We start from the raw sequence: 12,749 nt of genomic DNA, 5'->3' as shown, positions 1-12,749 counted from the left end.
ATAATCGATGGCTTTTCTAATTCTATTTACAACATCAGAGTTGTAGTAAGGCCAAGAATCTGTTTACCAGGCCCAAACTCTATATGATGATGTTTTATCATTCCATGATTTTTTCCAGAACCACCATCCCGATAAAGTATAATTTCTTAAATCATTTGCTCCGGCAGCAGTTTGATAATATGGAGAATAAAAATTCAAGGTTCTACCGTTATAACAACTATGTTGATATAATCTTACATATGCTCTTCTTCCCCACGGTTTAGTAAGTCTAAGAGAAGACATATGGTCATTGTACCCTCCCAAATTCCAATCTTTGTAATAGTATTTATTAGTTCTTCGTATACCTGTCATTTCTGTAACATAGTTAATATGATAATAGAAATAAAAGTTTCCGGTACCATTAATAGACCCATCAACACAAGCTCCTTTTGTACCTCGCTGTTCTGATCTTTCTTTAGGAAAATCTCCTGCTAGTTTAGCTATATATTCATCTACCTCATCATTAGTATTAAAAACTTTTACATTAATGGTTGTTTCTCCTTCTTTTTGATCTTCAAAAAACAATCCTTGAGGAGCATCTTTTTTTCCAAAAATACGTTCTGCCATTTGTACATCTCCGTCTACTTTTACTATTTCAGATTCCTTGGTGTCTAAAACATAAAGGACTTTAAATTTTTCCCCGTAATAATCATAATTGTGTACGATTTCTACAATTCCTCGTTCGGGAGCTTTATTCTGAAGATCTTTAGTTGATTCTACACCAGATTCTTCGATAGTTAATTCGTCTTTATTACAACTTGTAAAGACAAAAAGCATCATAACTGACACTGCACAGAGTTTAATAATTAGTTTCATTTTTTATGGTTTTAAGATTCCTACTCTATTTAAGGCTTTTCGGAGTTCGCCTATAGTTTTGGTTAGGGTGCTATTAATCATTTTTGGCGCCTTTAAAACTCTTAATAGCATATGTAAATGTATTCTTTTTCCTTTGAGCAAAAAGGGGGAAATATCCCCTTTTTTACAAAAGAACACCTTACACATTATATGCATATCCATCAAAACAGATAATGGTTACCCATTACTTATCTAATGAATAACCATTATCTGTTTTATTAAAAAATCAACTATCGCTTCTGGTCATAAAAGTACAAGGAAGAGTATGTTTTTTGTAGCATTTTATTAATAAATGAAATATACATTTGAAATAGAACAATTTATTAATCTTTAAATCATAAATCATGTTAAACAAAATTCTAAATTTAAATGGTAAAACACTTACCAAAAGCGAACAAAAACTAATTAACGGGGGAGAAATACAATTCCCTATAGGCTGTAGAACAAGAGCAGATTGCATAAGAGTGACAGGGGAGTTTGACTGGGATTGTTCTCGCAGAATTGGAGGATCAGGAATTTGTGTACCTCTATAAAGGTATCACCTATAATTCTTTACCTATTTACATCAAAACACTAAAGTGTTTTTGCGTTAGAATTTATCCGGATTATGTACTTCGTACCATAATCCGGATATCTTTTTCTGAGTTCTTATGTATTTCAGAGCTATATACTAATTTTTAAGGTGTACTACTAGATACCTGAAGGACTTTTCCGTTATAAAATTTATTTCCGGTTAAGGAGAATCCTTTTATATATTCTGCCATTTCTATAGCTGTTAAAGGTGCCTGATACCCGGGAAATGCTTCTTCCAACATTTCGGTTTGCACAGCTCCAAGAGCAAGAACATTAAAACCAATACCACTTTCTTTATATTCTTCTGCCAATAGTTCGTTTAAGGTAATCACTGCACCTTTACTAGAACTATAAGCGGCTAACCCAGGAAATTTCATACTTCCTTGTATACCTCCCATACTACTCACTGTAACTACATGACTACCGGGTTTCATATGTGGTAAAGTTAAACGCGTAATTTCGGCTACTCCAAAAACATTTACCTTATACACTTCTTCAAAATCCTGAGTAGAGATTTCACCAAAAGGTTTATTTAGTAATTTACCGGCGTTATTGATCAAAATATCTACCTGTTTCCAAGAAGAAGAGATGTAGTTACTCATCTTTTCAAGGTCTTTGGGGTTACAGATATCAAAAGAAAATGTATGTATATTTTTATGTTGAAGAGCATCTATAGGTTTTTCATTCCTCGATAATGCCAACACCTGGTGACCTTCGTCGGCAAATAGTTTTGCCATTTCATACCCAATACCCCTACTTGCACCCGTTATGATAATATTTTTCATTCTTCGCTAGAATTAAGTCATATGAAAAATCGTATATTTTTTGACTTTTCAGACCATCTCTTTTTATTAATTTAACTTAATTTCTTTATCCGATGTATTTGCCATTTTTGTAAGTACAGGAAAGCAGCTATTAATAAGCTCTGCCATAAACTCAAAATTCATTTCAGATATTTCATCATCTACATGGTGGTAATAGTCATAGTTAGTAAAATCGAAAGTAGAAATGGTCTGACATGGCACTTTAAACTGCTCATAGAACGGATAATTATCGCTTCTTCTAAACAATTGAAACTCTTTTGCTTTTGGCAAATATCCTATCAGTTCTGAGCCTGCATATTCATTCATTTTCTGAGCCATATTAGACATTTCATATCCTGTGATATAGGCTTTATATGGTTTATCATTTAATGGTACTCCTATCATTTCAAAATTAACCATAGCATACACATTAATATTCTTTTCTTTTAACACCTTTGCCAGATGTGCAGATCCCAATAATCCTCTTTCCTCTGCGCCAAACAGCACAAAAAGAATACTACGTTTGTTATTTTTTAATCGAGCAAATTGTTTAGCCAGTGAAATTACCGCACTGCTTCCTGCTGCATTATCATTAGCACCATTAGCAATTACATCACCATTAACTTCTTTTCCTGTACCTATATGATCAAAATGTGCTCCTACTATAATAAATTCTTTCGATAATTCATCATCTGTACCTTTAAGAAACCCTACAACGTTATATGTTGCTGTTCCTTTTGCATCAAAAGCATCTCTATAGGTTTCAAAATAAGGTGCTATCTTATTTTTTTTAAACTCTTCTTCAATAAATTTCGCGGCTTTTTCTAAACCTTCACTTCCAGTATCTCTTCCTTCTAGCTCATCACTAGCTAAAAAATTCATTATAGCTGCAACATCAGAAACTTTAGTTTTTTCTGCAGAAGCATTTTCTACTGTTTTAGTTTGTGATTGAGCTATTGTTCCTTGCTTACAATTGATAAATAAAATCGAAATCAGGATGATCAATATGTTCTTTGTCATAAAAATATGTTTTGGATAAAGATAAAAAATCCCGCTTCATTAGAAGCAGGATTGAATATGAATATTATACTAGCAGTCATCTACGCAAGCATAGTAACCGGATTTTCGAGATACTGTTTTAACGTTTGTAAAAACTGAGCTCCTGTTGCTCCATCTACAGTTCTGTGATCACAAGCTAAGGTCACTTTCATTGTATTACCAACTACAATCTGACCATCTTTAACAACTGGTTTTTCTACAATTGCACCAACCGAAAGTATAGCTGAATTAGGCTGATTAATAATAGAAGTAAATTCCTGGATTCCAAACATCCCTAGATTAGATACCGTAAATGTACTACCACTCATTTCTTGAGGAGTTAATTTTTTGTTACGGGCTCTACCTGCCAAATCTTTAACCTTAGCTCCTATCTGCGTAAGAGACATCTGATCTGTAAAAGGTAAAACAGGAACTACCAATCCATCAGGTACCGCTACAGCAACCCCTACATTAATATGTTTAGCATATCTGGTAGCTACATCTGTCCACTGCGTATTAACCTGTGGGTGTTTACGAAGTGCCAATGCACATGCTTTAACTACCATATCATTAAAAGATACTTTAACATCTGGTAATTCATTAATCTTCTTACGCGATGTCATTGCATTTTCCATATTTACCTCGATGGTAAGGTAGTAGTGTGGCGCATTAAATTTTGAAGCCGAAAGACTTTTTGCAATAGCTTTACGCATCTGCGAATTTTTCACTTCTTCAAAACTTTCTTCTCCTGCTGGAGTATATGTTTGTACTACAGGAGTAGACGTTGTTTCTTTGTCCGGTTGTGAAGTACTAGTACTAGCTACTGCGGAAGGTGTAAATGATTCTACATCTTTCTTAACAACACGCCCGTTTTCGCCTGTTCCTTTTACCAGAGATAGGTCAATTCCTTTATCAGCTGCTATTTTCTTTGCTAACGGAGAAGCAAATATTCGTCCTCCTGATGTGCCATTTCCTTGAGAAGTTACAACTGTCGTTTCTACTTTTTCTTCTTTTGCAGGCGTAGCATCTTGTACTGCTGCTGTTGCAGGAACACCATCTTTAAGCGCAGATATATCTGTTCCTGCGGGACCAATTATTGCCAATAAAACATCTACAGGAGCAGTTTGTCCTTCTTCTATTCCGATATGCAACAAGGTTCCGTTATAGAATGACTCAAACTCCATAGTAGCTTTATCTGTCTCTATTTCGGCTAGGATATCTCCTTCTTCAACAGTATCTCCTACTTTTTTTAACCAGGTAGCTACAGTTCCTTCTTCCATTGTATCACTAAGACGTGGCATAGTAATAACCTCTACGCCATCAGGAATAGTAGTAGTTTGATTAGAAACGGGAGCTGATTCTTCTACTTTTTCTTCTTTTACCGATTCTGCATTAGGTGTTGTATTTCCGTTTAATAAATCAGAAATATCTTCATTTTCTTCTCCGATAATTGCGAGTAATTGATCTACCGGAGCTGTCTCTCCTTCTTCGATCCCTACATGAAGCAGTGTTCCTTCATAAAAGGATTCAAACTCCATTGTTGCTTTATCTGTTTCTATTTCAGCAAGGATATCTCCTTCACTAATTTTATCTCCTTTTTCAACAAGCCACTTCGCAACCACTCCTTCTTCCATGGTATCGCTCAATCGCGGCATATTAATTACTGTAGCCATAATCTATTGTGGTTTGTGTGGTAAAAATGGATAATTATCCTGTTCGTATACAACGTCATACATCACATTCTTTTCTGGGAATGGTGATTCTTCGGCAAATTTTTGACATTCTGCCACTCTATCTTTTACTCGTTTATCTATTACTGCAATTTCTTCATCGGTAGCATATTTTTTATCTTTAATAATATCCAAAACCTGAGTGATCGGATCTATTTTTTGATACTCTGCCACCTCTTCTTTGGTACGATATTTTTGTGCATCACTCATAGAATGCCCTCTATATCTATACGTTTTCAGCTCTAAAAATGTTGGTCCACCACCTGTTCGTGCTCTGGTAATTGCTTCATCCATTGCTTCAGCAACCTTTATTGGATTCATTGCATCTACCGGTCCACATGGCATTTCGTATCCTAATCCTAACTTCCATATATCTGGGTGATTAGCTGTTCTTTCTACAGATGTCCCCATTGCATAGCCGTTATTTTCTACACAAAATACTACTGGTAAATTCCAAAGCATTGCTAAGTTAAACGTCTCATGTAACGATCCTTGTCTGGTAGCTCCATCTCCCATAAAAGTTAGCGTAACCGAGTCTCTTTTATTATACTTATCTGCAAAAGCTAAACCTGCTCCTAAAGGGATTTGTCCTCCTACAATTCCATGTCCTCCATAGAATCGATGTTCTTTAGAAAAAATATGCATTGATCCTCCTAAACCTTGAGAAGTACCGGTACCTTTACCATATAACTCTGCCATTACCCGTTTTGGATCAACACCCATACCAATAGGTTGCACGTGATTACGGTATGCTGTAATCATACGATCCTTGGTAAGGTCCATAGCATGCAATGCCCCCGCCAAAATTGCTTCCTGACCATTGTATAAGTGTAAAAAACCTCTTACTTTTTGTTGAATATAAACTTGAGCTAACTTATCCTCGAATTTTCTCCAGAAAAGCATTTCTTCGTACCAATTTAGGTAAACATCTTTGGTTATCTTTTTCATTTAGTTGTACTGATGTATGTCTAAAAAAACTAGCTACAAAACTAGCCATTATTTAATTTTTTCTCTTATTTTTTAAGAGAACGAAAAACAAAAATAACATATTCGAAATTAAGGAAAAAGGAGTTTGCAGATAAAATCAACGAAAACGTTATAAATATGAATTATCAAAAATAAGCGGTAATATATTAGATAAAGAGGAAGATTTAACCACTTTTCCTGTTTCTCCCATAAAATAAATAGCTATTGGCATATTTTGTTTTATCTCATATTCTGCTATTGCCTGCCTACAAGCACCGCAAGGAGGTGTAGGGGTTAACAATTGATATTTTAAAGATTTGGCAGAAAGTGCCATAGTAACAACAGGAACACCTGGAAAATTAGCTCCGGCATAATATATAGCTGTACGTTCTGCACACAATCCCGAAGGATAACACGCATTTTCCTGGTTATTTCCTAAAACCACCTCTCCATTCTCTAATAAAAGGGCTGCTCCAACCAAAAACTCAGAGTAAGGAGCATATGCCTTATCTCTAATAGCAATAGATTGCCGCATCAATTCCTGGATATTTTCTGGCAACTCATCAAATGAATCATATACCTGTAAGACAGATTTTATTTCTATTTCTTTCACACGTTTAAATTTTAGTAATTTCTTAATGCTCTTTTCATGCGTTATTAATATTACTTTCTAACTCTTCATACAGTATTATTTAGCTCACTTAGCCTTCAAACACCCTACAAAGCATATCGTATTCCTAAATTTGAACTACAAATAAAAGTATTACAATGTACTATAAACAAAAAAAGTATCAAACCCTTCGGCTTGATACTTTTTTATAGTAGTATACGATATTTTCTAGTCGTAATATTCGTCTCCAAAATTAAAGGAAAGACCAAAACGTAGTGTTCCTTCAAGTGGACTTCTAACTTTAGAAGTAGAAAATAAATAAGATATATCTAAGTTTACAATATTATATCTGAAACCTGCACCTAGAGATAAGAATTTACGTGCTCCTTTTTCTTCAGCCTCATTAAAGTATCCTGCTCTAAAAGCAAATACATCACGATACATATATTCTGCACCTAATGCCCAGGTAATTTCTTTTAATTCTTCGCTAAACCCATCTGGCGCATCTCCCCAAGAAGAAAATATAGATCCAAATGCACTTTTATCATTATACTCATCGTTTGCAGCCTGTTGTTCTTCTGCCGTAATCTCACCATCACCATTAGTGTCTGGATCTAACGGAGTTGGCACAAGTAATTTACTAAACTCTAACGAGGGTGTAATTCGATTATCTTCATTAAGAATAAAATCGAATGCAGCTCCTAATCTAAAATTAGTAGGTATAAAGTTTTCCTGACCTGCATCATCATATTTTATTTTTGGTCCTATATTAGAAATTGTAGCTCCTGCTCTCCATCTACCATTAAAAGAATTAAAAGCAATCTCATCACTTCTATAAAAACCAGCGATATCTACTCCAAAACTTCCAGCTGCACTAGCATCTGCTCCCAAACCTTGTAGCCTAAGATCAGAACGTAAATAGCGACCTGCTACAGCCATAGAGAACCTATCACTAAGTTTTAACGCATATGAAACATCAAGCGTTAATTCATTTGGCTTTTGAACATTAGGCTCATCATTAGGTCCTTGTCTAAACTCTATATCTCCTAAGCTAAAATATCTAAAACTCGCTGCTACAGCACTTCGCTCATTAAGACGATTATAATAATTTACATTCCCCAAGAATATATCATTAACCAGATTACTTAAATAGGGAGTATAGTTAACCCCAACCCCTTGCTTATTTTTTATGAATGCATATTTAGCTGGATTCCATTGTTGTGAAAATGCATCTGGAGAAGTAGCAACCCCCTGGTCTGCTAAACCAGCCGCTCTTGCATCTGCAGCTATTAATAAAAATGGAGTAGCAGTTGTTATTGCTCTGTTTTGTTCCTGAGCCTGAGTTTTAAAAGTGAAAACTGTAACACACAATAGGCTAAGGGTTAATAATCTTTTCATATCCTTTAAAAATTGAGTTTGACAAATATATAGTTATTTAGTTAGTAAGAATAGTGAGTTCTTAATTTTTTTAAGTTGATGGTTTATAAACGCTGATTTTAAGGATATCTTATATTTCATTTTAGTTTCCGTGATTAATTTTTATTAAAACACCCCAAATATACACCCTTAAATCCTTTGTAAGCTTTTAAATTTCAAACAATTGCCCATCTCATCTCTTTATAAGATTTCACACTACAAGAAGTGAAAATAATGTTAAATAATCATATTATTTAACGTTTTATTAAGAAACATGATTATTTGAAAAAAAATTAAGTCCCATGTTTTTTTAATATTTTAAAATTCTTGTTTTTATTACATCTCAAATAATAAACTCACAAATATTGCGTTAAACCAGAGTCGTTATAAATTCATAAAAAAATGTGAATTGATAATATTTTGAAAAAATTAGGGTAATTTTAACGTTTATTATTTATATTGCAAGCCCTAATTTCTACTTAAACGAACTTAAGATTATGAAAAACGCGTTTATTTTTAAGTCGCTAATGGCGCTTTCCATTAGTGTTTTACTGTTTAGTTGTTCTAAGAACGATTATGGGAGCAGTTCTAGAGCCACAGGTTGGAAATACAATTCCAAAGATGGTGGATTTCAGGTACAGACAAATTACAAAGAGCAAGAAACTGGCCCTGGTTTAGTATTTATTGAAGGAGGTACATTCACTATGGGACGTGTACAAGACGATGTAATGCATGACTGGAACAATACTCCAACTCAGCAACACGTTCAATCCTTTTATATGGATGAAACCGAAGTTACCAATGTAATGTATTTGGAATACCTTGATTGGTTAAAAGGAGTATACCCTCCTACAGAACCAAAATACAGAAACATATATTATGGTGCTCTTCCTGACACTTTAGTTTGGAGAAATCGACTTGGTTTTAACGAAATGATGACCAATAATTACTTACGTCACCCTGCGTATGCTAATTATCCTGTTGTAGGGGTAAATTGGATTCAAGCAATAGAATTCAGTAATTGGAGAACTAACCGCGTTAATGAAAGAATTCTTGAAGAAGAAGATGTAATTAAAAAGAATGCTCCTTTTGAAGATGTTTCTGCAGAAAGCACTTTTGACACAGATACATATTTAAATGCTCCTACGCAAACTTATGGAGGTAATGATGAAGCTATCAGAGGTGGTAGAGCATCAGAAAGATACGCAAAAACAAACGACTCTACAGGACTATATATACAACGTAAAGACGGATTACTTTTACCCAAATACAGACTTCCAACTGAAGCTGAATGGGAATATGCTGCTTTAGGGTTAGTAGAAATTAGAAGTTATAACATCTATAGAGGTAGAAAAAAATATCCATGGACTGGAAAATATACACGTTCTGGAAAAAGAAGAACTCGTGGAGATCAATTAGCTAACTTTAAGCAAGGTGATGGTGATTATGGTGGAATCGCTGGATGGAGTGATGATGGTGCAGATATTACTGCTCCTGTAAAATCTTATAACCCTAACGATTACGGTTTATATGATATGGCAGGAAATGTTGCAGAATGGGTAGCCGATGTTTACAGACCTATTGTAGATGATGAATATAATGATTTTAACTACTATAGAGGGAATGTATATACCAAAAATGCTATCAATCCTGATGGAACTGTAAAAATCGTTATGACAGATTCTATCGTATACGATACACTTAGTAATGGTAAAATTATAGCTCGAGTATTACCTGGTGGAATTTTACAAGTTCCTATCGATGAGCAGGAAACATACATGAGAACTAATTTTAATGATAGTGATAACAGAAATTATAGGGATGGTGATAAAAGTTCTTCTAGATATTACGAAGGATTTCAGGATCAGGCTACTCCTAACAGAAGAATGTATAATGCACCTATCCATTACGTAGGTCCTGATGCAGAAGATAGCACAAAAATGGACAGAAGATACGATGAGTCTAGTAAAAGAACTACAATCGTTGATGATGAAGTACGTGTATACAAAGGTGGTTCATGGAAAGACAGAGCCTATTGGTTAGATCCGGCACAAAGAAGGTTCTTACCACAAGATATGGCCACCGATTATATTGGTTTCAGAAATGCAATGTCTCGTGTTGGTACTAAAGCCAGAAAGAAAAAAACACCAAGACACCAGAAACCAAAAGGATAAGAATTTAATTAAAGTTCGTTATAAATACCAAAAGCCCTGTACATATTTGTCGGGGCTTTTTAATATCATGTAATTTAATGACCATTACCCAAATACATCAATTATTCCTAGCCAGCAATGGCGTATGCACAGATACCCGAAAAATAGAGCCTAATGTCATTTTTTTTGCTTTAAAGGGCGAAAATTTTAATGGAAATACCTATGCACAAAAAGCCATAGAACATGGAGCAGCATATGCTATAATCGATGAAGCAGCGTTTAAAACAACAGAAAAACATATTCTTGTAGATAATGTCCTGCAAACCCTACAAGACTTAGCTTCGTTTCATCGTAAGCATCTAAATATTCCTATTATAGCTTTAACCGGAAGTAATGGAAAAACCACCACAAAAGAATTAATCAATAGTGTGCTTTCTTCTTCTTTTAAGACCACTGCAACGATAGGTAACCTCAATAATCACATCGGAGTTCCTCTTACACTTTTATCAATGACAAAGGAAACTCAAATAGGAATTGTAGAAATGGGAGCCAATCACCTGGAAGAAATTGCGTTTTTATGTTCTATTGCCACACCAGATTATGGTTATATTACCAATATTGGTAAAGCTCACCTGGAAGGTTTTGGAAGTATCGAAGGTGTTTTAAAAGGAAAAACAGAGCTCTATGATTACCTAAAAAGACACAACAAATTAGTTTTTCTTAATCTTGAAGACCAAAAGCTGGTTAATGCATCTTCTGGAATAAAAACGTATAGTTTTTCACAATCCAACGCAAGTGATGTAATGATTAAATTAGAGGGTACCGACCCTAATGTGATTATTTCTTATCAAGATAGCATTATACACAGTAACCTAATAGGACAGTACAACTTTACAAATATTGCAGCTGCTATAGCTATTGGGTCTCATTTTAAGATTAGTTTAAGCAAAATCAAACATGCAATAGAATCCTATACCCCTACAAATAATCGTTCACAAATCATTAAAAAAGGAGAGCATACCATTATTCTGGATGCCTATAATGCAAATCCATCAAGTATGGAGGCTGCCATCCATAATTTCGTTCAATTACAATATAACACTAAAATTGTTTTTTTGGGAGATATGTTCGAATTGGGCAATGATGCTGCTTTAGAGCATCAAAAAATAACAGATAAGATAAGTAATACAGAAACAGAGGAAGTATATTTAATCGGGAATCATTTTTTTGCCACTAAATGTACCAATCCTAATGTTCATAAATTTAAATCTTACGAAGATCTCGAGGCCAATTGGACTCTAAAAAATCAAAAAGATGTAATTCTAATCAAAGGATCTCGAGGTATGAAGCTAGAAAGAATTTTAGACCTTCTTTAACTCGTTAGAGTGTCATTATTTCTAACAAATGCTTCAAGATTATCTATAGATGCTTTTATAGACTTTCTAATGGCTCTTTTTATCAAAAGAAACAACATCAACTTATGCAATAGTGATTTTGCCACAGGATATCCCTCTACAGTTAACAAACATCGATTACCAGGCAATGATTTTATAATAAAAAATTGATACAATTCATGCAAAGGAGCATCTGTAGTACGCTCTCCATAGACAATTTCATTTACACCCGCTTTCTTGGTCACTGTTGTAAAATTGAGTCGTTTCCCATCAATTACACAGACATGTTCGGTGCCTAATCGAGTAACCTCTCCCGGGTTATACTCGAATTTATCAACTCCCTTTGCCCAATAATGTCTATAGCTATAATTAGTAATATATTCTAATAATTGTGCCTCAGGAATTTCGAATTCTCTCATTAAAACTACGGACGGGGAACGTTGAAAACTCACCACTTCTGGGGTAGCAAAAGGAGTAAGTTTTAAATTGTTTTTATTTATTTCAGAAAACGAATAAACAATTTCTTTGGTATCATAAGCATCCTTACCCGATCTAAAACGGTATAATTTACTTTCATAATTAGCAGGAAGTCCAATAACGTTAGTCACTTCATCACTTAACAAGGCATAGTTATCACTTACAATTGAGTTTTTAAGTAATCTATGAGCCTCAATAACTACCTGACCAAAAGGCTTACGTTTTTCCTGAACAGTAATAAATTGCAACTCTCCACAATGCACTATTATTTTTAACTGTAAACCAGGCGCTGTAGCACATGCGTTACAAGGGCAAACACGATTTTTCTCTAAAAGTTTAAGATGGCTATAAAACGCAATAAACATTGTTTCAATCTGAGCCAAAAGCTTTTCTTGTGATGGGATTTCATTTTCTTTATAGAAAAACAATGCATCTCCCTCTATCTCTGCCAGTTTTAAACCTTCTGTATTAGCATTAATCAAAACCTCTAACAACTCAGAAATCACATGCTGACTGTGCTCCACCTCGGTGTTCTGAACAAAATGTGTAAAACCAGAAATATCAGGTATAAAGAGTAATGATTTTGCCATTAGAAAATATAGTATTTATTTTGATTAAAATGAGAGAGAAGTATAGCTCTTTTATACTTTTCAGATCATTGACCGACTATTTTTATGCATAGGTAGTAGGTATTT

11 protein-coding genes are annotated in these 12,749 nt (G+C 34.4%); 3 read left to right on the top strand and 8 right to left on the bottom strand.

Features of this window, described 5'->3' with window-relative positions; translation table 11 throughout:
- Nucleotides 1–63: 63 nt before the first annotated feature.
- Nucleotides 64–855 (bottom strand): hypothetical protein, encoded by a 792-nt coding sequence (locus ATO12_RS16110; RefSeq protein WP_131248848.1) that lies wholly within the window; start codon nucleotides 853–855, stop codon nucleotides 64–66.
- Between the two features lie 383 nt (nucleotides 856–1,238).
- Here ATO12_RS16110 and ATO12_RS16100 point away from each other — a divergent pair, with 383 nt between their 5' ends.
- Nucleotides 1,239–1,427, top strand: a complete 189-nt coding sequence (locus ATO12_RS16100) for a hypothetical protein (protein ID WP_034243711.1) — start codon at nucleotides 1,239–1,241, stop codon at nucleotides 1,425–1,427.
- 144 nt (nucleotides 1,428–1,571) lie between these two features.
- Here ATO12_RS16100 and ATO12_RS16095 read toward each other — a convergent pair whose 3' ends face one another.
- The 6 genes from ATO12_RS16095 to porV all read right to left on the bottom strand — a co-directional run bounded on the left by ATO12_RS16095 (nucleotide 1,572) and on the right by porV (nucleotide 8,012).
- Nucleotides 1,572–2,252, bottom strand: a complete 681-nt coding sequence (locus ATO12_RS16095) for an SDR family NAD(P)-dependent oxidoreductase (protein WP_034243708.1) — start codon at nucleotides 2,250–2,252, stop codon at nucleotides 1,572–1,574.
- Nucleotides 2,253–2,318: 66 nt separating this feature from the next.
- Nucleotides 2,319–3,290: a M28 family metallopeptidase gene (locus tag ATO12_RS16090; protein WP_034243706.1), complete on the bottom strand. Its 972-nt coding sequence runs from the start codon at nucleotides 3,288–3,290 to the stop codon at nucleotides 2,319–2,321.
- Between the two features lie 80 nt (nucleotides 3,291–3,370).
- On the bottom strand, nucleotides 3,371–4,981 hold the full coding sequence (locus ATO12_RS16085) for a pyruvate dehydrogenase complex dihydrolipoamide acetyltransferase (RefSeq protein ID WP_034243703.1): 1,611 nt from the start codon (nucleotides 4,979–4,981) through the stop codon (nucleotides 3,371–3,373).
- Nucleotides 4,982–4,984: 3 nt separating this feature from the next.
- Nucleotides 4,985–5,986, bottom strand: coding sequence for a pyruvate dehydrogenase (acetyl-transferring) E1 component subunit alpha (gene pdhA, locus ATO12_RS16080; protein ID WP_034243701.1), 1,002 nt, complete (start codon nucleotides 5,984–5,986; stop codon nucleotides 4,985–4,987).
- A 148-nt stretch (nucleotides 5,987–6,134) separates the two neighbouring features.
- Nucleotides 6,135–6,617: a cytidine deaminase gene (locus ATO12_RS16075; RefSeq protein ID WP_034243699.1), complete on the bottom strand. Its 483-nt coding sequence runs from the start codon at nucleotides 6,615–6,617 to the stop codon at nucleotides 6,135–6,137.
- 225 nt (nucleotides 6,618–6,842) lie between these two features.
- The gene (gene porV / locus ATO12_RS16070; protein WP_034243697.1) at nucleotides 6,843–8,012 is read right to left on the bottom strand and encodes a type IX secretion system outer membrane channel protein PorV; all 1,170 of its coding nucleotides are present in this window, start codon (nucleotides 8,010–8,012) and stop codon (nucleotides 6,843–6,845) included.
- Nucleotides 8,013–8,527: 515 nt separating this feature from the next.
- Between porV and gldJ the strand changes: the two genes are divergently transcribed.
- Nucleotides 8,528–10,204 (top strand): gliding motility lipoprotein GldJ, encoded by a 1,677-nt coding sequence (gldJ, locus tag ATO12_RS16065; RefSeq protein WP_034243696.1) that lies wholly within the window; start codon nucleotides 8,528–8,530, stop codon nucleotides 10,202–10,204.
- Between the two features lie 77 nt (nucleotides 10,205–10,281).
- The gene (locus ATO12_RS16060; RefSeq protein WP_034243695.1) at nucleotides 10,282–11,559 is read left to right on the top strand and encodes a UDP-N-acetylmuramoyl-tripeptide--D-alanyl-D-alanine ligase; all 1,278 of its coding nucleotides are present in this window, start codon (nucleotides 10,282–10,284) and stop codon (nucleotides 11,557–11,559) included.
- Here ATO12_RS16060 and ATO12_RS16055 read toward each other — a convergent pair.
- Nucleotides 11,556–12,644, bottom strand: a complete 1,089-nt coding sequence (locus ATO12_RS16055; RefSeq protein ID WP_034243692.1) for a DUF2652 domain-containing protein — start codon at nucleotides 12,642–12,644, stop codon at nucleotides 11,556–11,558. The two genes, ATO12_RS16060 and ATO12_RS16055, sit on opposite strands and share 4 nt — an antisense overlap.
- Between the last annotated feature and the right edge of the window lie 105 nt (nucleotides 12,645–12,749).

It is taken from the genome of Aquimarina atlantica (assembly GCF_000626715.1).
Classification (GTDB): Bacteria; Bacteroidota; Bacteroidia; order Flavobacteriales; family Flavobacteriaceae; genus Aquimarina; species Aquimarina atlantica.
The sequence above is the reverse complement of the archived record's forward strand: the minus strand, read 5'-3'. Positions and strand labels throughout refer to the sequence as shown.

Excerpts from the sequence above, each read along its gene's own strand:
- porV (WP_034243697.1), bottom strand. The coding sequence starts at position 8,012 with ATGAAAAGATTATTAACCCTTAGCCTATTGTGTGTTACAGTTTTCACT.
- ATO12_RS16055 (WP_034243692.1), bottom strand. The coding sequence starts at position 12,644 with ATGGCAAAATCATTACTCTTTATACCTGATATTTCTGGTTTTACACAT.
- ATO12_RS16090 (WP_034243706.1), bottom strand. The coding sequence starts at position 3,290 with ATGACAAAGAACATATTGATCATCCTGATTTCGATTTTATTTATCAAT.
- ATO12_RS16085 (WP_034243703.1), bottom strand. The coding sequence starts at position 4,981 with ATGGCTACAGTAATTAATATGCCGCGATTGAGCGATACCATGGAAGAA.
- pdhA (WP_034243701.1), bottom strand. The coding sequence starts at position 5,986 with ATGAAAAAGATAACCAAAGATGTTTACCTAAATTGGTACGAAGAAATG.
- ATO12_RS16095 (WP_034243708.1), bottom strand. The coding sequence starts at position 2,252 with ATGAAAAATATTATCATAACGGGTGCAAGTAGGGGTATTGGGTATGAA.
- gldJ (WP_034243696.1), top strand. The coding sequence starts at position 8,528 with ATGAAAAACGCGTTTATTTTTAAGTCGCTAATGGCGCTTTCCATTAGT.
- ATO12_RS16060 (WP_034243695.1), top strand. The coding sequence starts at position 10,282 with ATGACCATTACCCAAATACATCAATTATTCCTAGCCAGCAATGGCGTA.
- ATO12_RS16110 (WP_131248848.1), bottom strand. The coding sequence starts at position 855 with ATGAAACTAATTATTAAACTCTGTGCAGTGTCAGTTATGATGCTTTTT.
- ATO12_RS16100 (WP_034243711.1), top strand. The coding sequence starts at position 1,239 with ATGTTAAACAAAATTCTAAATTTAAATGGTAAAACACTTACCAAAAGC.